Below are 23,143 nucleotides of genomic sequence, written 5' to 3'. Positions count from 1 at the left end.
GTCGCTTCGCGTTCTCTACGTGCTTTCATGGCCCTAGTCCTTTTTTGAAGCCCCGTTGCCTTGGGTTTCTTCCTGTTTGCCGTGTGCAAGGGGGGGGGTGGTACGCGCGCCCTGACATCTTCGCTGTTATGATTAGCCCCCTTATGGTCTTGGTTCCTGTCGCTGGACCAGCAAGGAGGCTTATGCATCAGTTTGATTCTCGACGCATCGCATTACTGGTCGCGGCAAACACGGCTCTCGCGCCGCTGGCTATCGATGCCTATCTTCCGGCAATTCCGGCGCTCGCCGAAAGCGTAGGTGCCAGTGTTCACCTTACCGAGTTATCGGTCAGTGTCTTCCTGTTCGGTTTCGCATTGGGTCAACTTGTCTTCGGGCCTTTGTCCGACCGGGTAGGACGACGGCCGGTTCTTTTTGGAGGCATTCTGACGTTCATGCTTGCCAGCCTGGCCATCACCCAGGTCGAGTCGCTGGAAATGCTTTGGGCGTTACGTTTCATTCAGGCCTTGGGGGGAGGGGCCTCGGTGGTCAACTCCTCGGCTATCGTGCGTGACTGCTTTAGTGGGCGCGAGGCTGCCAAGGTCTTCTCGACCATGGTAATGATCATGTTGCTGGCGCCTCTGGTGGCCCCAGCCTTGGGCAGCGCGCTGCTGTATCTGGCCGATTGGTGGCTGATCTTTGCCTTTCTTAGTGCATATGCTGCATTCGTACTGTGGCTGCTTAGCCGCTATCTTCCCGAAACGCGTAGCGCCGATGCCGAGGTCGCCGGGCCAAGGCAGATATTGGCCAATTATCTCGCCGTACTTCGCCACCGTGAAGCAATGGGTTACATCAGTGCCGTGGCCATGTCGTTTGCCGGAATGTTTGCCTTCATTACCGGGTCGCCGTTTCTCTACATGGACTACTACGGGGTATCGCCGGCTGTTTATCCCTTCATCTTCGGTGCCAATATTATCGTCATGGCTGCGTCGAACCGGCTGAACATTCGGCTGCTCAAGCGGCGCGCCCCACAGCAGAACCTATTGTGGGGGCTGGGCATCCAACTGGTGACCGGGCTTCTGCTGGTACTGGTGTTTGCTACCGGACTCGATGCGCTGGCCGTTGTCGTACCGCTGATGACACTCTTTGTTGGTATGCAGGGGTTGATCAGCCCGAACGCCATGTCTTCCATGCTGGATAATTTTCCTGGAATGAGCGCCACGGCAACTGCATTGATGGGCAGTATCCAGTTTTCCTGCGGCGCATTGGCTGGGGTGCTGGTCGGTGCGTTCGAGATTCCCAGTGCCTGGCCAATGGTACTTACCATGCTGGGGGCCGCCCTGTTGGGTAATTTTAGTGTCCGGGTTCTTTCGGGATCGGCGTTGCGTGGCTGAGTGGATAGGTGTGTCTGGCTGGGTCTGGCTCGGGTGCGCAGGCAGTCTGTTCCTGGGGGCCTTTGTTCAGCGGGCTACCGGGTTCGGCCTGGCGGTTATTGGCACTCCCTTGATTCTAATGATGGAGCCGCGCCTGGTGCCGACCGTTCTCGTCATGTTCGGTCTACTTGTAGCGCTAATGATGATCGGGGCCTATCGACGGGAAATCCGCCTGAATGCGGTGGGGATGGCATTGGTGGGGCGAGTGCCAGGTACCGCACTGGGCGTCTGTCTGCTGTTGGTGGCTCCACTGGCTGTTCTGGAAAAGCTTATCGCCTTGATCGTATTGTCGTCAGTGGCAGTCAGTCTGCTTAATGTCAGCCTGCCCTTGAACCGGCTTAACCTGTTCGTCGCTGGCATCGTCTCGGGCATCTTCGGAACCGTGTCGGCCATCGGCGGGCCGCCTATCGCACTGCTTATGCATCGTCTGCCTGCGGATTCGGCGCGTGCAAACCTGTCGGCGTTCTTCATCGTAAGTGCCACGATGACATTATTGGCCTTGCTTCTTGCCGGCAGAATTCAGCTTTGGCATTTGGGAATGGCAGCTAGCTTCTTGCCTGCTGTGGTGCTAGGTAACTTGCTGGCGTCACGTATGGCTCATCGCCTCGATCGGAATACCCTCCAGTGGTCTTCGCTAATATTGAGCATCATCGCAGCCTTGGGTCTACTCTTTTGACTAGGCTGTTCGTAGCGGCTGTCATAAAGCTGTCATCTTCATTGGGCATCTTGTGTCTCGCGAAGGTTGATCACTCTCATCGACAGGAGTTACCCGCATGAATCGCATCCTCAAGACTACCGCTGTCGCTGCCGCCGTGATGGGCGTCATCGGGGTCGCACAAGCGCGTGAGCAGGTCCGTATCGTCGGTTCCAGTACGGTGTATCCGTTCGCCAGCTACGTTGCCGAGGAATTTGGCGCTACCACGCAGTATCCCACGCCGGTCATCGAGTCGACCGGTTCCGGTGGCGGCCTGCGTCTGTTCTGTAACGGTGTCGGTGAAGGTACCCCGGATATCACCAACGCCTCGCGTCGCATGAAAACGTCCGAGTTCGAGCGTTGTCAGGAAAATGGGGTGACCGACATTACCGAAGCCAAGATTGGCTACGACGGTATCGCCTTCGCCCAGTCCAACAGCAACGAGCAGATCAACCTGACTCGTGAACAGATCTTCAAGGCCTTGGCTGCGAAGGTGCCGCAGGATGGTCAGCTCGTCGACAATCCCTACAAGAACTGGAGCGATATCGACTCCTCACTGCCTGACCGCAAGATCACTGTGTACGGTCCGCCGACCACTTCCGGCACGCGTGATGCGTTTGAAGAGCTGGTCATGGAAGCGGCATCCGAGGATATGGAAGCTTACGGTGGCGAAGCGTATACCGATATCCGTTCCGACGGTGCCTATATCGATGCCGGTGAAAACGACAACCTGATCGTGCAGCGCCTCACGGAAAACACCGATGCCTTCGGTATCTTCGGTTACTCCTTCCTGGAAGAGAATGCCGACTCCCTGAGCGGGGCTTCCGTCGATGGCGTTGCTCCGGAGCCTGAAGCGATCAGCTCTGGCGACTATCCGGTGTCACGCTCCATGTTCTTCTATATCAAGAACCAGCATGCCGAAGAAGTGCCGCCGATGCATGAGTACGCCAACTTGTTCATGAGCGAGCAGATGATCGGTCCGATGGGCTACCTGAAAGGCATCGGCTTGATTCCGTTGCCGGAAGAGGATCGTGCCGAAGCACGTCAGGAAGTCGAGAGTCACGCTAAGCTAGAGCTGTCCGACCTTAAGTAATCGGAAAACAGTGATGACCGGGCCGGTAGCGTACGCTGCCGGCCTGAACCTGTAGCTAGGTGTTGGCGGCTATCGCAGCTCATTGCAGGCCGCTTCACTTCAAGAGAGTTCAGATGCAGACCAACCAGATTTTCCTGCTGTTCTGTGGGGTGCTGCTCGCCCTGGGGTTGGCCGCCTTTTTCATGGCCCGCGCCAAGGCGACGCGTACGCGCGCCAGCGGAACGGCAATGTATGCCCAGCCTGACCAGTACGCTTGGTTTTCGGTGCTCATCACGGCGGGCCCCGCCGTGTTGGTTAGCGCCGTAGGCGCCTTTGCCATGCTGTTGCTTGGTGCTGAAATTCCCACGCTTTATCTCCTTGCGTCCAGTCTCGCCATCGCTGCGATCGGCCTGTTGCTAGGATTGAAGCAGGTTCGCCCGGACTTCCATGCGCGTCAGGCGATCGAACGTGTGATCCAGGGCATCCTGGCGGCTGCCGCCATGGTGTCGATCATCACAACGCTAGGCATCCTTCTGTCGATCGTCTTCGAGGCGGTACGCTTTTTTCAGATGCAGAGTTTCTGGGAATTCATCACCGGAACGATCTGGAACCCGGGAGCCAGCTTTCTAGCGGCGGCAGGCCGTGGGGATGAGGCCGGCAGCGCGGCTCAGTTCGGTTCGGTGCCGCTCTTTGTCGGTACCTTCATCATTACCTTGATTGCCATGATGGTGGCGATACCGGTCGGGCTTTTTTCGGCGATTTACATGGCAGAGTTCGCGCCGGATCGTATTCGCACCCTGGCCAAGCCGGTCCTTGAAGTGCTGGCCGGCATTCCGACGGTCGTTTATGGATTCTTCGCTGCAATTACCGTGGCACCCATCGTAGTGGATATCGCTGGCGTGCTGGGGCTGGACGCTTCGTACAGCAATGCCCTGGCTCCCGGCCTGGTCATGGGAATCATGATCATCCCGTTCATCTCGTCGCTGTCCGACGATGTCATTACCGCTGTGCCTGACAGTATGCGCCAAGGCTCGCTAGCGCTGGGTATGACCAAGGCGGAAACCATCAAGAGCGTCGTGCTGCCTGCCTCGCTGCCCGGCATCATCTCTGCCTCGCTACTGGCCGTATCCCGTGCCTTGGGTGAGACCATGATTGTAGTCATGGCGGCGGGCATGCGTCCCAACCTGACGGCAAACCCGCTAGAAGACATGACCACCGTGACGGTGCGGATCGTGGCGGCACTTACCGGTGATCAGGAGTTCGAAAGTGCCGAGACGCTGTCGGCCTTTGCGCTTGGGCTAGTGCTGTTCGTGGTGACCCTTGCCCTGAATATGGTGTCGGTGATCATGATTCGCCGTTTCCGTGAAAAGTATCGTTCCAATAACCTGTGACACCGGAGTGGGTCCAAACGCATGAGTCAATCCTTCGACGAGATCACAGCCCAGCTTAAGCGGCGTCATCGTAAGTCGGCCCGTTTGAAGTGGATGTCGATGGGAGCGCTGATCCTGGCAGCGACGTTTCTGGTCGTTTTCATCGGCGATATGCTGGTCAAGGGACTGCCAGCCTTTCAGCAGGCGCAGATCCAGGTAGAGGTCAGCTACACCGAGCAGTCGATGCAGATCCCCCCGGCGGCAGTCAGCGACGAGGCGCGCAGCTTGGTCAGCCGAGGTTATCTGCGCCTGATTCCCGGACGGATGCGTGACAACCCCGAGCTGATGGGGACGACACGCATGGAGTGGGTGCTGGCGGATTCCGAGGTGGATCAGTACCTCAAGGGGCATTACACGCGGCTGAGTGAGAGCCATAAACGTGCCGTGGACCGGCTTAAGGAAGCCGGCCGGGCGGAGCTCAAGTTCAATACCCGCTTCTTCACTTCGGGTGACTCAAAGATGCCCGAACTGGCCGGCATTGCATCTGCCGCGGTGGGGACTGTATTGACCCTTATCGTCACCATGGCTGTGTGTTTTCCGATCGGGGTCATGACCGCAGTTTACCTGGAGGAGTTTGCCCCGGATAACCGCCTCACTCAAATCATCGAGATAAATATCAACAACCTGGCTGCCGTACCGTCGATCCTGTTCGGCCTGCTGGGCTTGGCCATTTATATCAATTTCTTCGGGGTGCCACGCTCCACACCGTTAGTGGGTGGTCTGACTCTGGCCCTGATGACGTTGCCGGTCATTATCATTGCCACACGCACCGCGCTGCGTAGTGTGCCGGATACCATTCGTCAGGCGGCGTTCGGTGTCGGTTGTTCCCGCTGGCAGGTGGTGCGCGATCACGTCCTGCCGTTGTCCTTGCCGGGCATCATGACCGGCTCGATCATCGGGTTGGCCCAAGCGATGGGAGAGACCGCTCCGTTGATCATTATCGGTATGGTGGCATTCATTCCGGACGTGTCGACGTCATTCTCCAATGCAGCGACGGTCATGCCCGCCCAGATATTTACATGGGCCGGTGAACCAGAGCGCGCTTTCACCGAAAAGACGGCGGGAGGCATTCTCGTATTGCTGGCCGTGCTGATCTCGCTGAACGCCTGCGCCGTCTGGATGCGCAAGAAATTCGAGCGTCGCTGGTAAGCCGGCGACCATTAACGGGATAAATACTGATGAATCAACAGACCGCCCAGATCGATGCGCACTCCGCGCCGAACCATGAGCGCTCCCCGGGGCAGCCGGTAAACCATAACGAGGATGCCAACCACGCCCTGAGCATTCGGGTCCGCGATCTCAACCTGTGGTATGGCAACAACCAGGCGCTCAAGAACATCAACATTGACATCTATCAGAAGAATGTCACGGCATTGATCGGCCCGTCGGGCTGTGGCAAGTCTACCTTCCTGCGTTGCCTGAATCGCATGAACGACCTGATCAGGAGCGTGAGAGTTCAAGGATTGGTCGAGATGGACGGGCGTGACGTCAATGACGCAAAGATGGACGAAGTCGCGCTGCGTCGGCGGGTTGGAATGGTCTTTCAGAAACCAAATCCGTTTCCCAAATCTATCTACGAGAACATCGCTTACGCACCGCGCATGCATGACCTGGTGAGCCGCAAGGCGGAACAGGACGAGCTGGTGGAGCAGGCATTGCGAGATGCCGGACTGTGGAACGAGGTCAAGGACAAGCTGCAGGAGCCAGGCACATCACTGTCGGGTGGGCAGCAGCAGCGCCTGTGTATCGCACGTGCAATCGCCGTGAAGCCCGATGTGATTCTAATGGACGAACCGACATCGGCGCTCGATCCGATCTCTACGGCGACCATTGAAGATTTGATGGACAAGCTCAAGAAACAGTTCACCATTATTACGGTGACCCACAATATGCAGCAGGCGGCGCGGGTCGCAGACTACACGGCATTTTTCCATCTTGGCGAAATGATCGAGTACAACGACACGCGAATGATGTTCTCCAACCCCCACACCAAGAAGGCCGAGGATTACATCACTGGCCGATACGGTTGAGGTGCAGAAAGGCCGGCAATATGCCGGCCTTGTTATTGTTGCCTTGCGTGACGCTTGTGATGCGAAGATGAACATCCAGGATTCGGTCACTCAAGCAATTCAATCGCCACGGCTGTTGCTTCGCCACCGCCAATACACAGGCTGGCGATACCACGCTTACCGCCACGCTGGCGAAGCGCATTGAGCAGGGTGACAATGATTCTTGAACCCGTCGAGCCGATCGGATGCCCTTGGGCGCAGGCGCCACCAAAGACATTGACCTTGTCATGAGGGATACGGAGATCATCTATGGCCATTAATGTCACGACGGCAAAGGCTTCGTTGATTTCGAACAGGTCGACGTCATCCACGTGCCAGCCGAGGCGCGTCATTAGCTTGCCAATGGCATCGACCGGGGCGATGGTAAACTCGTTGGGGTGCCGGGAGTGCGTGGCATGGCCGAGAATGCGGGCCAATGGCGTGGCGCCTTGGGTCTCGGCGGCGGCCTGACTGGCCAGGATCAGGGCCGAGGCGCCGTCAGATATTGAACTGGCGTTGGCCGCCGTGATCGTGCCGTCCTTGGCAAAAGCCGGGCGCAGTGTTCGAATCTTGTCCAGACGGGCGGAGAAAGGCTGTTCGTCATGGTCGACCACATTCTCACCCGCGCGCGTGGTCACCGCGGCCGGGCTCATTTCCGCTTCGAGTAATCCCTTTTCCTGTGCAGTCATGGCGCGTTCCAGCGAGGCGATGGCGAAATCATCCATACGATCCCGGGTGTAGCCGCGCTCGTCGGCAATATACTGGGCGAAAGAACCCATCAAGCGACCAGTCTCGGCATCTTCCAGGCCGTCGAGGAACATATGATCCTTGAGCTCGCCATGCCCCAGTCGGTAACCGCTGCGGGCCTTTGTTAGTACATGCGGGGCGTTGGACATCGACTCCATGCCCCCTGCAAGAAGGATACTACCGCTACCGGCGCGGATCAGGTCGTGGGCGAGCATGGTGGCCTTCATGCCCGAGCCGCACAGCTTGTTGATCGTGGTGGCACCGATGCTATCCGGAATTCCAGCTTGCCGCATGGCCTGGCGGGCGGGGCCTTGCTTAACGCCAGCGGGAAGGACACAGCCCAGGATACCCTCATCTATGGCATCGGCCGCGATACCGGCGCGTGCGATGGCGCTACGTATAGCGATTGCGCCCAGCTCGGGGGCGGTCAGGCTCGAAAGGTTACCCAACATTCCGCCCATTGGCGTGCGAGACCCGGAAAGGATGACGACATTGGAAGCATTAGTATTAGTCATGACTTTCTCCGGTCATTGTTCTTGATAGAGCGAGACCTTTCCAAGCGCGGGGGAGGGAGCACGCTCGATTGACCACGGCGTAGGGCTATGGTTTGCTCAGGGCTAACCAAGCAAGCGCTAGTGTTAATTCGATGACTTTAGTGAACGCCTCCAGCCGTCGCAAGGAACTGATCCGGATCGCTGCTCGTCTTTTCGTCGTAGAGGGCTTCGACCGGACGACGGTGCGAATGATGGCGAAAGACATGGGAATCAAGTCGGGAAGCCTGTTTCACCATTTCCGAGACAAGCAGGAAATACTCTGTGCAGTCATTGAAGAGGGTATGCATAACGCCTTGGCACTGGCGAATCATGCGTTGAGCGAAGCCCACGACACCCCTCGGGGAAGGCTCGATGCCATGGTGCGTGCGCATCTGGAAACCCTGCTCACGGATCGCAACGCCCATGTCGTGGCTCTTTATGAATGGCGGCGTCTCGATGATGAGTCACGATCCCATCTCGTTCACTTGCGCGATGCTTACGAAGCGTTATGGAAAGAGGTAATTGAAGACGCCTCGGAAGCCGGCTTGGTTTATGGTGATCCGTTATCGGCACGCCGTTTCGTTCTTGGGGCGCTCAACTGGACGGTACGTTGGTATGATCCTGAGGGACCGCGCTCTCCGGAATCACTGGCCCAAGAGCTGGTCACGATGATAACCCACTCTCCTGCATCGCCGGCCTGAGCTGAAGAGATGCCTTTCGCGTTCCATCCTGAAGATGAGATAGCGAGAGGATGCTGGAAAGAAGGCTAGCATTTACTTTACGTTAACGTAAACGATAGCTTGGCCAAGCGATATCTGCTTCTCACGGCTAAAGGTGAGTGGCACAGACCGCAGACAAGAGGGGAATGGAAATGCAGTTGGCAAACCATACATTTCTAGTAACGGGGGCGGCATCCGGACTGGGCGCCGCGACGGCAGAGCGATTGGTAGCCGGTGGTGCCAATGTCATACTCATTGACCTCAGTGAAGCCGTTGAGGATCAAGCGAGGCGCTTGGGCAGTTCCGCCGTGGCGATGCGCGGCGATGTGGTTAGCCCTGATGACATACAAGCGGCCGTGGATCGCGCCGTGGCCATGGGCGGACTGCATGGTGTAGTGCATTGTGCCGGCATAGTCAGTGTCGCTAAGTTACTCGATCGTGATGGCAATCCAGCCGAGTTGGAGGCGTTTTCACGAACGATCAGCATTAATCTCATAGGCACTTTTAACGTATTGCGGCTTGCGGCGGCGGCGATGGCAAAGAATGCGCCAGAAGACGACGATGGTGAGCGAGGAGTGATCATCAATACGGCATCGATTGCCGCCTACGATGGCCAGGTGGGACAGGCAGCCTATAGTGCTTCCAAGGCCGGCGTTGCCGGGATGACGCTCCCGTTGACCCGGGAACTGTCACGCCATGGTATCCGTGTCATGACGATTGCTCCCGGCATTTTTGAAACGCCCATGATGCAGGGCATTCCCGACGACGCGGTCGCCTCGCTGTCCTCGTTGGTGCCATTTCCCAAGCGGTTGGGCAAGGCGGGCGAGTTCGCAGCGTTGGCAGAGCACATCATCACCAACACTATGCTCAATGGCAGTGTGATCCGCCTCGACGGCGGTATTCGAATGCAGTAACCGGCTTACCAGGGGCAGGTAGGCGAGCAGATGAGCAGTTTCAAACGAACGCTTGACCTGAGGTGCCGTTTGGCCTAATTTCAAACGAATGTTTGAAGGCCGCGCGAGGCTGCCTTCCATGTCGAATGCCAGGAGAGATGACATGCCGAGTTATCAGGCCCCCTTGCGCGATATGCGTTTCGTGATGAACGAGATGCTCGATTACCCCGCTCATTATGCCCGCTTGCACAACGGCGAAGACGCGACTCCTGATGTAGTAGCGGCAATACTAGAGGAAGGGGGACGCTTCGCCCACGATGTACTCCTGCCGCTCAACCAAGTGGGGGATCGTGAGGGGTGTCTTCTCGAAGGAGGTGAAGTCAAGGCACCGAAAGGATTCAAGCAAGCCTATGCCCAGTATGTCGAAGGTGGATGGCCAAGCCTGGCGGCCGATCCCGCATATGGTGGCCAGGGTTTACCCCCCTCTTTGGGCATGGCGCTGTCTGAGATGATCTGTGCCAGTAACCTTGCCTGGGGCATGTACCCAGGGTTATCGCATGGTGCTGCCGATGCTCTGCGGCATCATGGCAGTGATGAACTGAAGACAGCCTATCTTGGCAAGCTGGTCGAAGGGGTATGGACGGGCACCATGTGCCTGACCGAATCGCACTGCGGTACCGACCTGGGGTTGATAAGGACACGAGCTACACCCAATGAAGATGGGGCTTATCGCATCACGGGAACCAAGATTTTCATTTCGGCTGGCGAGCATGATCTTGCCGAGAACATTGTTCATCTCGTGTTGGCCAAACTGCCGGATGCTCCCGAGGGGGCGCGAGGCATCTCGCTATTTGTGGTACCAAAATTTCTTCCCGATGCTCAGGGCAACCCTGGCGAGCGTAATGGTGTGGAGTGCGGTTCACTCGAGCACAAGATGGGCATTCACGGTAACGCCACGTGTGTCATGAACTTCGACGATGCCAAGGGCTTCTTGGTGGGCCCGCCCAACAAGGGCTTGGCCTGCATGTTCACAATGATGAACGTGGCGCGTATAGGTGTCGGTATTCAGGGTCTGGGCTTGATGGAAGCGAGTTTCCAAAATTCGCTGGCCTATGCACGTGACCGCTTGCAGATGCGCTCGCTCTCCGGTCCCAAGGCCACTGACAAGCCTGCCGACCCGATTATTGTGCATCCCGATGTACGTCGGATGCTGCTGACCCAGAAGGCGCTCGCCGAGGGCGGGCGCATGCTAGTGTTGTATACGGCGCAACTGGTCGACATCGTCGAGCAAGGCACGGATAGCGCCGAAAAGGAGCAGGCCGAATCCTTGCTGGGACTGCTGACTCCCATCGTTAAGGCCTTTCTCACAGAGTTGGGGTTCGAAGCGACCAACGAAGGCGTGCAAGTTTTCGGCGGGCATGGGTTCATCCAGGAATGGGGCATGGAGCAGTTTGTCCGCGATGCCAGGATTACTCGCCTTTATGAAGGCACTACCGGCATCCAGGCGTTGGATCTGCTCGGCCGCAAGATACTGATGAACCAAGGTGAAACATTGAAAGTGTTCACCAAGGAAATACATAAGTTCTGCCAGGCCGAAGCTGGCAACGCGTCCCTCAAGGAATTCATCGAACCATTGGCTCGCCTCAACGGGGAGTGGGGCGACCTCACCATGGCAGTGGGCATGAGGGCCATGAGTGACCGTGAAGAGGTGGGTGCTGCCAGTGTGGATTACCTGCTATATGCAGGGTATGTAACGTTGGCCTACTTCTGGGCACGCGCTGCACGAACAGCACAGCTAGCTCTGAAAGAGGGTAACGATGCATCCTCTGATTATTATCAGGCAAAGCTGGATACGGCACGCTTCTATTATCAGCGGCTGCTACCGCGGACGCGCGCCCATGCCGAAATGATCAGGGCGGGGGCCGAGCCACTGATGACTATGAAAGATGGGGCGTTTGGCTTGGGGTTTGAGGTTTGAAATACATCTAGTTCTCTCTGGGTCAGGTGCTCTGACCAGTCTCTTGCGGCGGGCCTTCGGCCCGCTTTTTTTACTGCTCCGTTCAGGGGCGATTGTAGTAACCTCGTCATGCCGTCATTATGCGGGTTAGAGTCATTTTGCCAGGAAGGCCTTCATGGACCATGATGTCGATCAAGAAAAGCGCGCCATTCCTTTTCATCTGCTACTGGCGCTGGCTGCGTTAGTTATTATCATTGCCGGGATGAAGCTGGGGGCCGAAATTCTGGTGCCCTTGGTGCTGTCGTTATTCATCGCCGTCATCTGTACGGCACCGGTACAGTGGTTGCATCGCCTGGGCTTGGGACGCAGCATGGCGGTGCTGGTTACACTTCTCATCCTCGGCTTGTGGGTAGTGCTGCTAGGGTCGTTGCTAGCAGGCAGCATTGCCACATTCATGGAGGTGCTGCCTAAACTCGAGGAGCAGTTACTCGCTCAGTACTACGCCTTGATAAGCTGGGCGCCAGAGCTTGGCGGATATCTTCAGCCGCATAGCATCACCAAATGGCTCGACATGTCGACCTTGTCGCAGTTTATTCCAACCGTGCTCGATAGTCTGGGCAGTCTTATTTCGCAGAGCTTACTAATCACCTTGTTGGTTGGCTTCATGCTGTTCGAGACCCTTCATTTCCGAGACAAAGTGCTGCTTGCCTTGGAAGACCCAGTGCCTAGCCTGATGCGGTTCAATGAGTTCAGTGCCAATCTCAAGCGATATTTGGCCATTAAAACGCTGATTAGCCTGGCGACAGGGGTGCTGATATTTCTTTCCTGTCTTGTGATCGGCGTCAGCTTCCCTCTACTGTGGGCCTCACTGGCGTTTTGCCTGAATTACATTCCCAACATTGGCTCAGCCTTGGCGGCGATCCCTGCTGTCTTATTGACCTTGGTCATGCCGGAAGGCGGGCCTTGGGATGCCTTCTTGCTGGCAATCGCTTACCTGGTTGTCAACTTTGTGATAGGTAACTTGATCGAGCCTCGTGTAATGGGCCATACATTGGGTCTTTCGACGCTGGTGGCTTTCCTATCCTTGGTTGTATGGGGCTGGATATTAGGGCCTGTAGGCATGTTGTTGTCTGTGCCACTGACCATGACATTGAAAATAGCGCTCAACAGCCATCCCGAAACACAGTGGTTGGCGCAGCTTTTAGGCGGAAGTTCAGAGCAGCGCCAAGCAAAACCTCGTTTTTTCAAACGGCAATGATGATTATTAAATATGGGCGGGGTTATATAGCCACAGGCAGTAGGAGGATAAGATCAAGCATAGATGGCTTTTCGTGTTGCCCATGGCCTGGTAAGCACGCTCGAATTGTTTTTGCTTTGAACTGCCCGGGGAGCTTTTATAATGTTCCAGAGCTATTGTCTAATGTTTAATGTTTAAAGGCTGTTGATTAAATGCTCGTTACCAAGCCGCCAAAAATAGGCCTGTTCTTCGTCGCTGACTTCGCTTCAGTATTTATTTGCAGTCATTTTGGGATTTGTAAGAGTTTTGGTTTTAAATGGAATAGCTGTGTTTAAAAGTGCTATTAATATTAGGTGCTTTTCGAGGGAGAAATGTGGCAGGGTAAAAACCAATATTTAATATTTGATCAAAAGCTTCATGACGGAAAAGCGAACGTCCTGTGTTAGGACGTTCGCTTTGTTTTATGGGATATAACGAGAGGATCAGGCGTTCTGGTCGATGAACTGGTTGAGCTGCGACTTCGACTGGGCGCCTACCAGCGAAGCGACCTTGGCACCAGACTTGAATAGCATGACGGTCGGGACACCGCGAACACCGTGTTCGGCTGCGATTTCCGGGGCATCGTCCACGTTGATGCTGACGACCTTGAGGTTGTCAGCTTTCTCGTCGGCCACCTCTTCGACGACCGGCGCCATCATCTTGCACGGACCGCACCAGGGTGCCCAGAATTTGAGCAGAACAGGCTTCTCAGCTTTGAGTACTTCCTGCTCGAAGTTGGCAGTAGTGACGTCGACATTGTTGGCCATGGGAAATCTCCAATTGCTTGCGCTTATCACTAGCGTAGTAGTGTAGTCGGCTGATGGTAGCGTTAGCCTGCCTGGCTGGCAAATGGACTCTACCAAGAAAGCCGATAGGTAGACGTTATTGCGGGTGCCTTGTATGGCGCCTCTTGCCGTCGGCCAGCGAGGCAGCTATGATGCTTTTATATTCCATTTTGTCATTATTTTCTAGTATTTTATTTCTTTTAAGAATTAAGGGCAGCTGCCAATCGGCTTTTTCGCCCTTGTGGAGTCAGCCGGCATGAAGTTACAGCAGCTACGTTATATTTGGGAGGTCACTAGGCATAATCTGAACGTCTCAGCTACGGCACAGAGCCTGTTCACGTCCCAGCCGGGCATTTCGAAGCAGATTCGCCTTCTCGAAGATGAACTCGGTGTTGAAATCTTCGCACGTAGTGGTAAGCATCTTACGCGAGTAACACCGGCGGGTCAGTCGATTATCGAGTTGGCAGGGGAAGTGCTGCGTACCGTCGATAATATCAAGCAGGTTGCCCAAGAGCATAGCGATGAACGGAAAGGAAGCCTTTCCATTGCGACAACCCACACCCAGGCCCGGTACGCGCTGCCGCCGCTGATCGGTGAGTTTACTCGCAAATATCCGGACGTAGCCTTGCATATGCAGCAGGGTACACCCAAGCAGATTGCTCAGATGGTAAGTGAAGGAGCAGCGGATTTTGCCATTTGTACCGAGTCGCTGGAGTTGTTCAACGACCTGGTGTTGTTGCCTTGCTATCGTTGGAATCGGTGCGTGCTGGTTCCCAAGGGGCATCCCTTGGCCGAACTTGAAGAATTGACCCTGGAAGCATTAGCCGAGTATCCCCTGGTGACTTACGTCTTTGGTTTTACAGGTCGCTCTCAGCTCGACGATGCCTTTCGTGGAAGGAACTTGACCCCTAATGTGGTCCTGACGGCGGCAGATGCTGACGTTATCAAAACCTATGTGCGTCTCGGGATGGGAGTCGGCATCGTAGCGCGCATGGCTATTGACCCCCAGGCGGACCAGGATCTGGTGCCTCTGGACGCTAGCCATCTCTTCGAAAGCTCGACAACCAAGATTGGCATTCGTCGGGGCACCTTCATGCGCAGTTTCATGTACGATTTCGTGGAGCGGTTCGCGCCTCACCTTACCCGTGACATCGTCGATGAAGCATTGGCGGCTGGCCCTCGACATGAGCAGGCGCTTTTTGCCGATATTGAATTGCCGGTACGTTAAGTGCACCCCAAAAGCCCTGCCATAGTCTAATGGCAGGGCTTTGGCCAAGCGCTGATATAAGCGTTAGTGCTGAAGGTGTAGGCCGCACTCGCGCTTCTCTTCCACCTTGGTGGGGTCGAAATAATCAAAGTTGTTGGGCAAGTCGTGTTTCTGCAGATACTGATACATTTCCTTGGCTGTCCAATGCAGCACCGGTGCCACCTTGATCAGACCATTATCGTTGACCGACACTGGCTGCATTTGAGCACGTTGCGCCGTGTCTTCAGCCCGAACTGCAGTAAACCAGACGTCAGGAGCCATTTCACGAAGGGCGCGTTCGAAAGGTTCGAGCTTAACTTCCTCGGTAAACGAGGCATGACGTGGGTCGTCGATTGTCGGTGCTGAACCCTCCAGTGCCTCACGATGGGCCCGCGAACGTCTAGGATGATAGATGCTCAGGTTCAGCGAGAGTCGCTTGGTAACGTCATCGGCAAACCGGTAAGTGGCTTCGGTGTTATAGCCGGAGTCCATCCAGACGATGGGAATGTCGGGCTGGACTCGGGTGACCATGTGCAGAATAACGGCCTCGAAGGGCCGAAAATTTGTTGTGCAGATGGCAAGTTTGCCGAGCCCCAGCGCCCAGCGCGTCAGAGCCTCGGGATCATTGCCGTATTGCTCATTGATTGAGTCGATGTTCAGGTCCATAAGCCCTCCAGAAGCGTGAGGGAAGCAGGCTTCCCAGAATGTGATTACCCTAGCAAAGGGCGTGCTTCTCGCCCCAATACTGTTTAGTTCGGTGCTTATATAGCTGGAATATAGGTGTCGAGAAGTTCTTAGTCAGAAATCTAATAAAAAAGCGGACGGTACCCATTCGGCCATAGCTACACATCTGAGAGAGCGTCCATCAGGCGTGCAATCTTGGCCAAGCTTTCCTGGTATTCCTCTTCTTCATCGGAATCGCTGACCACGCCTCCGCCGCCCCAGACATGGAGCTCCCCGCCATCCGCAATGATGGTTCGAATCGCGATTGAGGTATCCATCGTTCCCCGCCGATCGATGTAGCCAAGGCTGCCGCAGTAAGCGCTGCGTCGGCTGGGTTCTAGCTCATCAATAATCTGCATGGCACGCACTTTGGGAGCGCCGGTGATAGAGCCGCCGGGAAATGCGGCTGCCAGCAGGTCGACCGGTGAGGACGATGATTTCAGTTCCCCCGTGATCACGCTTACCAGATGATGCACATTGGCGTAACTTTCAAGCCCACAAAGCTGCGGTACCCTGACACTGCCTGCACGACATACGCGGCCTAGATCGTTACGCAGCAGGTCTACGATCATTACATTCTCGGCCCGGTCCTTAGTGCTAGTCGACAGTTCTGTAGCGAGCCGGGCGTCTTCTTCCGGTGTCTTGCCGCGCGGGCGGGTTCCCTTGATGGGACGAGTTTCCACTTGGCCTTGTCGGGTTTGCAGGAACCGCTCTGGAGATAGGGAGAGGATCGCCTTGTCATCCCAGGCCATGAAACCGGCAAAGGGAGTTGGGGTGGCGCGCCTCAAGGCCAGATAACCTTCCCAGACATCACCTTGGTAAGGTGCGCTGAAGCGCTGAGCCAAGTTGATCTGATAACAATCTCCCGCCTGAATATAGCGTTGTACTGATCGGAAGCGCTCGCCGTAACTCGCTTGATCCATTTCCGCGCGAAATGGCGCTGTAACGGAGAAGGCGGGTAACGTGAGTGGTGTGCGAGCCAGCCAGGCATCGACTTGCCGCCTGCGTTCCGGCGTGGCGACCAGCCACGCTTCCCGACGGACATGATCCTGGATCAAGGCCCAGTCGTAGAGACCCAGCCGGCTCCAGGGAAGCGAGGTCGTCACTTGGGTACGGTCCGGCAAAGTTTCCAGGACTCTACCAAGATCATAGCTCCAGTAGCCGATCAGCCCGCCAAGAAAGGGAAGATCGCTATCAGGCAGATCGACATCAAGACTTTCAAGTAGTGCCTGCTGAGCCTTGAACGGCTCCTGCGGCAAGCACAGGTCTTTATCGCAATGAACCTTGCCGTTAGTGTCGACTTCGAGCGTGGCGAGAGGGTCACTCGTCAGGATGTCGTAACGCCCGCCGGGCCCCTCCGGACGGCCGCTATCGAGGAGGACGGCGCCTTCTCGGTGCCGCAGGCGGGAAAAGCGTTCCAAAGGGTCGGCATGGTATGGCAGGGAAGCGATAACTAGTTTTGAGGTCATGCAAAGCGTTTCCTTCAGCAAGCGGAACATTCTAGGGGTCCAGGAAGAATTTGTCCGCCCCGCAGGTGAACGGGATAATGCCTAACTTTATTTGCCGATTGATCGATGGAACCTTTAGATGCATGCCGACTATCGCCTCGAACGTGGAAGACTCGAGCGCCAGGGCCAGTATGTGGCCTGGCGTCACCTGCATCGTAGTAATGGAGGTGGCCAGGGAACATTGCTTCTACTTCACGGCGCGGGAGTCGCCGGTGAATTGACATGGCAGCCCATGATTGGCCATCTCGAGTCATGGCGAGACATTATCGTGCCTGACTTACGAGGGATGGGGTTGACCCAAGACTCTGACGGTCAGGAGCGTGGTTTCACTTTAGAAGATGTCGCGACCGACATCGAAGCAGTGCTGCACGCTCGAGGCTGTGAGCGGCTGGATACCGTCGTTGGTTATTCATTTGGGGGGCTGGTCGCCATGCGTTTGAAACAGCGGATGGGAAGACGGATTGCACGCATGTGCCTTATCGAACCGGCTCTGCTCGAGCGTGAAGACCGTGCCAAGATGATCCAAGTACGTGAAGCTTACGCTGAGGCGGCGGAGCGGATCCGGCAAGCTGAGACGCCTGAAGCCGGCATCGTTGCCTTTCTCGATCTTATTGCTCCCAACCGCTCGCGTAATCCCCGGGCCGAGCGAATGTCGATTGCGCGCTTGGCCCACCGGCCGCTGGGGTTTGCCAATGCCCTGGACTGCGTGACACAAGCTGTACGGCACATGGATCGCGAGGCGCTCCTTAAAAATCAGGAGGCCGTTATCAGCATCGTTGGTGGCAAGAGTCCAGAAGCCATGAAAAATTATCATGCGCTATTGGCTAACTCACGTTCCGACTGGGTATATCGGGAGCTGCCTGGCACAGATCATTCCCTACCTTTCCAAAAGCCGCGACGCATCGCCTCACTGCTCATGGCGCATTTGACGCTAACGTAAAAGGATTGTCGACAACAGCTTGGTGGTTGCCACTTGCTTCTACGCCGAAAGGTGTAGAAGATCGGGAGCCAAGCGCTATTGACCGGTCAGCTAGTGCTGGCTAGAGTTCCCTCAATCACTTATTGTCGACAATCAATCATGAATTCCAATATGCAGGATGGTGTGCTTCCTGAAGTGCGAACCTTGGCTGAGCGGGTTTTCAATCAGCTCCAAGATGCCATCGTTCGCGGTGAGCTGGCACCAGGAACCAAGATTACCGAGCCGGGGCTGTCGAAAACGTACGGCATTTCTCGCGGTCCTCTTCGCGAGGCCATGCGACGGCTGGAAGCACATCGGCTGATCGAGCGCGTGCCTCATGTGGGAGCTCGGGTCGTCAAGCTGTCCATGAAAGAGTTACTTGAGCTTTTCGACGTGCGGGAGGCCATGGAAAGCATGGCGGCCAGGCTGGCCGCACGTCATATGAGTTCCGAAGAAATTGCGGGACTTCGCGAAGTGTTGGCATTTCATGAGCGGCAGGCCGACCTGCAGCGTGGTGAAGCCTACTATCAGCGGGAAGGGGATCTGGACTTCCACTATCGCATTGTTCTCGGCAGTCACAATCGCATGCTGATGACCATACTTTGCGACGATCTTTATTACTTGGTGCGTCTGTATCGTACCCAGTTCAGTGCCAGCGGCTCACGCCCGCAGCGCGCCTTTGTCGAGCACCATCGTATCGTCGATGCCATCGAAGCCGGAGATGAAGAGCTCGCCGAACTATTGATGCGTCGGCACGTAAGCGCCTCTCGAGAGAATGTGGCAGAGCGCTATGCCGAGGTGCTCAAGCAGGAAGAAGCCACGATCTCTCCCATCCAAAGGACAACCTCATGAACCAGCCCACGCCTGGGGCACGTTTTCGTGCCGCTCTCGATGCTCATCGCCCATTACCCATCGTAGGTACGATCAACGCCTACTCGGCCCTGATGGCTGAACAGGTAGGCCATCGGGCCATCTATCTTTCGGGGGGAGGGGTCGCCAATGCCTCGTTTGGCATGCCCGACCTGGGGATGACCACCATGAACGATGTCGTGGAGGATGCTCGCCGCATTACCGGAGCCAGCGAGCTGCCGCTGTTGGTGGACATCGATACCGGCTGGGGTGGTGCCTTCAATATCGCACGCACCATCAAGGAGATGGGGCGTGCCGGCGTCGCGGCCGTACATGTCGAAGATCAGGTAGCGCAGAAGCGATGCGGGCATCGCCCTAACAAGGCTATCGTGTCCAAGCAGGAAATGGTCGACCGCATCAAGGCGGCTGCCGATGCCAAGCTTGATCCTGACTTTTATCTGATCGCGCGCACCGATGCCTTTCAGAAAGAGGGGCTGAATGCGGCTATCGACCGTGCCAATGCATGTATCGAAGCGGGCGCCGATGCAATCTTTGCAGAGGCCGTGCACACGCTGGACGACTATCGCGCGTTTTGTGAAGGAGTTCATGCCCCAATCCTGGCGAACATCACCGAGTTCGGCGCTACACCGCTATTCTCGCAACAAGAACTCGGCGAGGTGGGGTGTCGTATGGTGCTGTATCCCCTGTCAGCGTTCCGGGCCATGAATGCTGCCGCTCTCCAGGTTTACCGCAGTATTCATGAAAAAGGCCATCAGCGGGAGGTGGTGGACCTTATGCAGACTCGTGACGAACTTTACGACTTTCTCGATTATCACGCCTTCGAGCGCAAACTCGATGCTCTATTTGCCGAGGAGAAAGGTACTGAGTAGCTGTCTGGCTGAACAACGATAACGACAAGCTCAACACGCCCATAGGAGACATGCCATGTCTGAGAAAGCGAACAACGGAGCCGGATTGCGCGGCCAGAGTGCCGGTAGCACGGCGCTATGCACGGTCGGCAAGAGTGGTTCGGGCTTGACCTACCGCGGTTACGATATTCATGACTTGGCAGAGCATGCCCGCTTTGAGGAGGTTGCCTACCTGCTTCTCAAGGGCAAGCTGCCCAATCGTCAGGAATTGAATGATTACGTTGCCAAGCTAAAAACGCTGCGTGGCCTGCCGACTGCGCTGAAAGCGGTATTGGAACAGATTCCTGCCGATGCCCACCCTATGGACGTGATGCGTACCGGGGCGTCGATGTTGGGTAATCTCGAGACAGAGGAAAGCTTCGGTGAGCAGCAGGATCGCAGCGATCGCATGCTGGCGGTATTTCCTTCCATCATCAATTACTGGTACCGCTATTCCCACGATGGCGTGCGTATCGAGACTGAAACTGACGATGAATCCATCGGCGGCCATTTCCTGCATCTACTGCATGGAAAACCGGCATCCGAGCTGCACGCCCGTGTCATGAATGTTTCATTGATCTTGTATGCCGAACATGAATTCAACGCCTCGACATTCACGGCCCGGGTCTGTGCCTCGACGCTTTCCGACATTCACAGTTGTGTCACTGGTGCCATCGGGTCGTTGAGAGGGCCGCTACATGGTGGTGCCAATGAAGCGGCGATGGCGATGATTGAGCACTGGCAATCGCCAGATGAGGCCGAGCGTGAAATTCTTGGCATGCTCGAGCGCAAGGAAAAGATCATGGGCTTCGGACATGCTATCTACCGTGAGTCCGATCCACGCAATGCCATTATCAAGCAATGGTCGCGGAATTTGGCTGAGGATGTCGGGGATGCACGCCTCTATCCGGTCTCCGAGCGTGTAGAGCAAGTCATGTGGCGCGAGAAGAAATTGTTCTGTAACGCCGACTTCTTCCATGCTAGTGCCTATTACTTCATGGGCATTCCTACCAAGCTATTCACACCGATTTTTGTCTGTTCACGCCTAACTGGCTGGTGTGCGCATGTTTTTGAGCAGCGCGCCAATAACCGCATCATCCGGCCAAGTGCCGACTACACCGGCCCCGACAAGCAACCCTGGTTGCCGATTGAGCAGCGCAACTGAGTTCGCCTGGGCCCGACACGTCGGGCCCATCGTCTAGCATCGATTCTTGTCTCAACTGATCGGCGGGTAGACACCGCCATACCAAGGAATGTTTTCGATGAGCGCCAATGTCGATATCAATCAACGCCCAGACTATGACATCGAGCTGCAGAAGATCGCTGACTATGTGCTTGGCTACAAGATAGAAAGCCAGGAAGCGCTGGATACGGCTCGTAACTGTCTGATGGATACGCTGGGCTGCGGTCTTCTTGCGCTACGCTTTCCGGAATGTACCAAGCACTTGGGGCCGGTGGTGGAAAACACGGTCGTGCCCCATGGGGCACGAGTGCCAGGCACTTCATTCCGGCTGGACCCGATGAAGGCTGCCTGGGATATCGGGTGCATCATCCGCTGGTTGGATTACAACGACACGTGGCTGGCCGCTGAGTGGGGGCATCCTTCGGATAATCTGGGTGGCATTCTTGCTGTCGCTGATCACCTGTCACAAAAGCGCATCGCATCGGGCAAGCCGCCGCTGACCATGCGTGACGTGCTCGAAGCCATGATCATGGCGCATGAGATTCAGGGTGTGCTGGCGCTGGAAAACTCCTTCAACCGTGTCGGGCTCGATCATGTCGTGCTCGTCAAGGTGGCTTCGACAGCTGTGGTCGCCAAGTTGATGGGGGCCGATAGGGAGCAACTCCTGTCCGCCTTGTCTCATGCCTGGGCTGATGGTCAGAGCCTGCGGACATACCGCCACGCGCCCAACGCGGGGTCCCGTAAGTCCTGGGCTGCTGGGGATGCGACGTCTCGCGGGGTACGGCTGGCCGATATCGCCATGCGTGGAGAGATGGGTATCCCGGGCGTGCTTACTGCACCGCAGTGGGGCTTCTACGATGTACTGTTTTCCAAGACCAATAAGGATCAGCAGATCAAGGATGAGAATGAGCGCAAGTTCAAGTTCACCCGTAATTACGGGACGTACGTTATGGAACACGTGCTGTTCAAGATTTCTTTCCCGGCGGAGTTCCATGCCCAGACAGCCTGTGAGGCGGCGGTCATACTGCATCCGCAGGTCAAGGACCGCTTGGACGAGATCGACCGTATCGTCATTACTACCCATGAATCCGCGATTCGCATCATTTCGAAGTCAGGCAAACTGGCCAACCCGGCAGACCGGGATCACTGTCTACAGTACATGGCGGCAGTACCCCTGGCATTCGGCAGCCTTGTGGCCGAACACTATGAAGATGAATTCCACTACGCCAACCCGATCATCGACGAGCTGCGCGAAAAGATGGAAGTTGTCGAGGACGAACGGTTTACCCGCGAGTACATGGAATCGGATAAACGTTCGATCGCCAACGCTATTCAAGTTTTCTTCAAAGACGGCTCGAGTACCGAGAATGTCGTGGTCGAATATCCGATCGGCCATCGTAGGCGCCGTCAGGACGGTATCCCTCTACTCGAGGCCAAGTTCAAGGCCAATCTGGCGACACGCTTCCCGGCCGGGCGTAGCCAAGCCATCTTTATGCTTTGCAAGGATCAGGCATTGCTAGAAGCCACACCGGTCAACGAGTTCATGGATATGTTCGTCATCTAACCCTGCTTCACCACGGCGGAGGCTTGGCACCCCCGCCGTGACAACAATATTAATTTTGCAGCTCGCATGGCAGGGCGTAATTGCTTGAACTACACTTTTTTTCTGCTGGGGGCTTGCCAGGTCACTTGGTGGGCCGTAAAGTACGCATCCGCTGCCAACGACGGGCATACGTGGTTGGCGGTGAAGGTGGCGCAAGGCGCTGTTTCTGTTGGGGTTTTTCTCGGTTCGCTGAGAAAGGGCAGTTGACAGACACGCCGCATTCGGTAGAATGCACCGCCACGGATCGGGGTTCGCCCGACAGGATCGAAGGCACGGGATTCAGGTGCTTCGGTTCGGCCAGCGCTCTTTAGAGATGATGGCCAACGGCGAAAACAGCGGCTTGACAGCGCGGCCCGGATCGGTAGAATACGCCCTCTCGCAACGAGGCAGCCCCGAGGGGTGAGGAAGTCAGCATGCAGTGCTCGCTTCCAGTTGCAACGCTCTTTAACAATCGATCAGGTAATTCATGTGGGCGCTTGTCGATGATGCGGTGACCAGTCACCGAAAATCAAGGCAAGCGACTCGTCAACAGATGAATTCGTTTGAACCTTGAGCCAAGTTTGGTCCGCTTAACGGACTATATGATTTTAAACTGAAGAGTT

20 protein-coding genes are annotated in these 23,143 nt (G+C 56.1%); 16 read left to right on the top strand and 4 right to left on the bottom strand.

What is annotated here, in order from left to right:
- The first annotated feature begins 182 nt into the window (after window positions 1-182).
- From F568_RS0119550 to pstB, 6 genes are all read left to right on the top strand, one after another.
- The gene (locus tag F568_RS0119550; RefSeq protein WP_019020461.1) at window positions 183-1,370 is read left to right on the top strand and encodes a Bcr/CflA family multidrug efflux MFS transporter; all 1,188 of its coding nucleotides are present in this window, start codon (window positions 183-185) and stop codon (window positions 1,368-1,370) included.
- Complete coding sequence (locus tag F568_RS0119545; RefSeq protein ID WP_019020460.1) at window positions 1,363-2,085, top strand: sulfite exporter TauE/SafE family protein; 723 nt, start codon at window positions 1,363-1,365, stop codon at window positions 2,083-2,085. Before F568_RS0119550 ends, F568_RS0119545 begins: the two co-directional genes overlap by 8 nt.
- Before the next feature lie 97 nt (window positions 2,086-2,182).
- Window positions 2,183-3,196: a PstS family phosphate ABC transporter substrate-binding protein gene (locus F568_RS0119540; protein WP_019020459.1), complete on the top strand. Its 1,014-nt coding sequence runs from the start codon at window positions 2,183-2,185 to the stop codon at window positions 3,194-3,196.
- A 113-nt stretch (window positions 3,197-3,309) separates the two neighbouring features.
- Window positions 3,310-4,566, top strand: a complete 1,257-nt coding sequence (pstC, locus tag F568_RS0119535) for a phosphate ABC transporter permease subunit PstC (protein WP_019020458.1) — start codon at window positions 3,310-3,312, stop codon at window positions 4,564-4,566.
- A 21-nt stretch (window positions 4,567-4,587) separates the two neighbouring features.
- Window positions 4,588-5,754: a phosphate ABC transporter permease PstA gene (gene pstA / locus F568_RS0119530; protein WP_019020457.1), complete on the top strand. Its 1,167-nt coding sequence runs from the start codon at window positions 4,588-4,590 to the stop codon at window positions 5,752-5,754.
- A 29-nt stretch (window positions 5,755-5,783) separates the two neighbouring features.
- Window positions 5,784-6,635 (top strand): phosphate ABC transporter ATP-binding protein PstB, encoded by an 852-nt coding sequence (gene pstB, locus F568_RS0119525; protein ID WP_019020456.1) that lies wholly within the window; start codon window positions 5,784-5,786, stop codon window positions 6,633-6,635.
- 86 nt (window positions 6,636-6,721) lie between these two features.
- Here the strand turns inward: pstB and F568_RS0119520 are convergent, their stop codons facing one another.
- Window positions 6,722-7,915: an acetyl-CoA C-acyltransferase gene (locus tag F568_RS0119520; RefSeq protein WP_019020455.1), complete on the bottom strand. Its 1,194-nt coding sequence runs from the start codon at window positions 7,913-7,915 to the stop codon at window positions 6,722-6,724.
- A gap of 131 nt (window positions 7,916-8,046) precedes the next feature.
- Between F568_RS0119520 and F568_RS0119515 the strand changes: the two genes are divergently transcribed.
- The 4 genes from F568_RS0119515 to F568_RS0119500 all read left to right on the top strand — a co-directional run bounded on the left by F568_RS0119515 (window position 8,047) and on the right by F568_RS0119500 (window position 12,760).
- Window positions 8,047-8,634, top strand: coding sequence for a TetR/AcrR family transcriptional regulator (locus F568_RS0119515; RefSeq protein WP_051088010.1), 588 nt, complete (start codon window positions 8,047-8,049; stop codon window positions 8,632-8,634).
- Between the two features lie 170 nt (window positions 8,635-8,804).
- Window positions 8,805-9,566 carry an SDR family NAD(P)-dependent oxidoreductase gene (locus F568_RS0119510; protein ID WP_026300666.1) on the top strand — a complete coding sequence of 254 codons (762 nt, stop codon included), beginning with the start codon at window positions 8,805-8,807 and terminating at the stop codon, window positions 9,564-9,566.
- Window positions 9,567-9,708: 142 nt separating this feature from the next.
- Window positions 9,709-11,523: an acyl-CoA dehydrogenase C-terminal domain-containing protein gene (locus F568_RS0119505; RefSeq protein WP_019020452.1), complete on the top strand. Its 1,815-nt coding sequence runs from the start codon at window positions 9,709-9,711 to the stop codon at window positions 11,521-11,523.
- 154 nt (window positions 11,524-11,677) lie between these two features.
- Window positions 11,678-12,760: an AI-2E family transporter gene (locus F568_RS0119500; protein ID WP_019020451.1), complete on the top strand. Its 1,083-nt coding sequence runs from the start codon at window positions 11,678-11,680 to the stop codon at window positions 12,758-12,760.
- A 461-nt stretch (window positions 12,761-13,221) separates the two neighbouring features.
- Here the strand turns inward: F568_RS0119500 and trxA are convergent, their stop codons facing one another.
- Window positions 13,222-13,545: a thioredoxin gene (gene trxA / locus F568_RS0119495; RefSeq protein ID WP_019020450.1), complete on the bottom strand. Its 324-nt coding sequence runs from the start codon at window positions 13,543-13,545 to the stop codon at window positions 13,222-13,224.
- A gap of 274 nt (window positions 13,546-13,819) precedes the next feature.
- Between trxA and cysB the strand changes: the two genes are divergently transcribed.
- Window positions 13,820-14,791 (top strand): HTH-type transcriptional regulator CysB, encoded by a 972-nt coding sequence (gene cysB, locus F568_RS0119490; protein WP_019020449.1) that lies wholly within the window; start codon window positions 13,820-13,822, stop codon window positions 14,789-14,791.
- Window positions 14,792-14,854: 63 nt separating this feature from the next.
- Here the strand turns inward: cysB and F568_RS0119485 are convergent, their stop codons facing one another.
- Both F568_RS0119485 and pabB read right to left on the bottom strand, forming a co-directional pair.
- Window positions 14,855-15,475 carry a phosphoadenosine phosphosulfate reductase domain-containing protein gene (locus F568_RS0119485; protein WP_019020448.1) on the bottom strand — a complete coding sequence of 207 codons (621 nt, stop codon included), beginning with the start codon at window positions 15,473-15,475 and terminating at the stop codon, window positions 14,855-14,857.
- Between the two features lie 176 nt (window positions 15,476-15,651).
- Window positions 15,652-17,001, bottom strand: a complete 1,350-nt coding sequence (gene pabB, locus F568_RS0119480; protein ID WP_019020447.1) for an aminodeoxychorismate synthase component I — start codon at window positions 16,999-17,001, stop codon at window positions 15,652-15,654.
- Window positions 17,002-17,119: 118 nt separating this feature from the next.
- On the opposite strand from pabB, the gene F568_RS0119475 reads away from it, so the two are divergent.
- From F568_RS0119475 to prpD, 5 genes are all read left to right on the top strand, one after another.
- Complete coding sequence (locus F568_RS0119475) at window positions 17,120-17,980, top strand: alpha/beta fold hydrolase (RefSeq protein ID WP_019020446.1); 861 nt, start codon at window positions 17,120-17,122, stop codon at window positions 17,978-17,980.
- 138 nt (window positions 17,981-18,118) lie between these two features.
- Complete coding sequence (locus F568_RS0119470) at window positions 18,119-18,850, top strand: GntR family transcriptional regulator (protein ID WP_040476661.1); 732 nt, start codon at window positions 18,119-18,121, stop codon at window positions 18,848-18,850.
- Complete coding sequence (gene prpB / locus F568_RS0119465; protein WP_019020444.1) at window positions 18,847-19,737, top strand: methylisocitrate lyase; 891 nt, start codon at window positions 18,847-18,849, stop codon at window positions 19,735-19,737. The genes F568_RS0119470 and prpB overlap by 4 nt, the downstream gene beginning before the upstream one ends.
- Before the next feature lie 55 nt (window positions 19,738-19,792).
- A complete protein-coding gene (prpC, locus tag F568_RS0119460) occupies window positions 19,793-20,920 on the top strand; it encodes a bifunctional 2-methylcitrate synthase/citrate synthase (protein ID WP_019020443.1) in 1,128 nt (375 codons plus the stop codon).
- A 97-nt stretch (window positions 20,921-21,017) separates the two neighbouring features.
- A complete protein-coding gene (gene prpD / locus F568_RS0119455; RefSeq protein ID WP_019020442.1) occupies window positions 21,018-22,502 on the top strand; it encodes a 2-methylcitrate dehydratase in 1,485 nt (494 codons plus the stop codon).
- The last annotated feature ends 641 nt before the right edge of the window (window positions 22,503-23,143 follow it).

Origin of the sequence: Modicisalibacter luteus DSM 23508 (assembly GCF_000378505.1) — a bacterium.
Classification (GTDB): domain Bacteria; phylum Pseudomonadota; class Gammaproteobacteria; order Pseudomonadales; family Halomonadaceae; genus Modicisalibacter; species Modicisalibacter luteus.
The sequence above is the reverse complement of the archived record's forward strand: the minus strand, read 5'-3'. Positions and strand labels throughout refer to the sequence as shown.